General features: G+C 65.1%; 1 protein-coding gene. It reads right to left on the reverse strand.

Features of this window, described 5'->3' with window-relative positions:
- Window positions 1-36 precede the first annotated feature (36 nt).
- Window positions 37-634, reverse strand: a 598-nt coding sequence (locus DMP11_RS10095; protein ID WP_148041135.1) for a PhnD/SsuA/transferrin family substrate-binding protein, incomplete at its 5' end; no start/stop codon positions are given.

The raw sequence follows: 634 nt of genomic DNA on the forward strand, positions 1-634 counted from the left end.
TCGTCAGGCCCCGCACCGCCAGCAGAGGCTCGGCCATCACGCGGCCCCGCCCAGCTTGCGGATGGGCTCGTACCACGCGTCGTCGGTCTTCACGAAGCACGTCTTGTCGGAATCCTTTTCGAACAGGCCCTTCGCGTTCTCATCCTCGGGATCGACGAAGATGGCCGGGTCGTTGGCCACCGCGTCCGAGCAGAAGTGGTCGACGATCTTCGTGCGGTCCTCCTCGGAAATGGCGTCCTCGTTGAAGCAGAAAGGCGAGTTCAGCACCGGCGTGACGGCGATGATGGTGAACTGCTTGCCGCGCACGGTGTCCATGGGCGCCTCGGCGTCGGCCTTGGCCTGGTACACCGCGCCCACGCTGTTGGGCTCGCCGGACACGAGGTCCAGGTACATGTCCACGTCGACGTCGTCGAACGCGGCAGCGTCGGCGTCGCCCGAGAGCAGGTTCACCACCGAGCCCACGTGCGAGTTGCCGAACAACACCTCGCTGAAGAAGCCGCCCGCCTCCAAGAGCACGTCGGAACTGTCCAGGTCGAACTCCTCCACGATGCCGCTCGAAGGCACCTTGAAACCCGACGTGGAGGTGGCGGACACGAACGAGAACGACCCGCCCTTGATGCCCTCGATGGAGTAG

The organism is Parvibacter caecicola, from assembly GCF_003725335.1.
In the GTDB taxonomy this organism is placed as follows: domain Bacteria; phylum Actinomycetota; class Coriobacteriia; order Coriobacteriales; family Eggerthellaceae; genus Parvibacter; species Parvibacter caecicola.